The sequence below is a fragment of the Photobacterium sp. R1 genome (assembly GCF_054600795.1).
The window spans coordinates 1-328 of sequence record NZ_BAAHZP010000298.1 but is presented as its reverse complement, the minus strand read 5'-3'; the positions used below and the strand labels follow the sequence as shown (position 1 = coordinate 328).

Genomic DNA, 328 nt, shown 5'->3' with positions numbered 1-328 from the left:
CTCGGCGGTACGAGTCGCCATGCTGAAAGTGATACCAAACGGTAGTCCAATGGAATACCGGCGTATTTCTTCCTCATACGGCTCCCGTAACCATCCGGTTTACGGTAACAAGCGTCGTCATCTGGGTATTGATCTCAGCGGGCACACGGGCACACCCGTTCACTCTCCTGCCGATGGCGTCGTAGAGCTGGTACGGCCCAGTAAAAAAGGCTACGGCAATTTGCTGAAAATTGACCACGGCTATGGATTCATGACTCTGTATGCGCACCTGAAAGCATTCAAAGTCAAAACCGGGGATTTCGTCAGAAAAGGCGATCTAATTGCATTA

Annotated in this window: 1 protein-coding gene; it reads left to right on the top strand. The window is 50.9% G+C overall.

Annotation, left to right across the window (positions count from 1 at the left end; all coding sequences use genetic code 11):
• On the top strand, positions 1-328 hold a 328-nt coding region (locus tag ACYP03_RS25140; RefSeq protein WP_459782546.1), incomplete at both ends, for a M23 family metallopeptidase.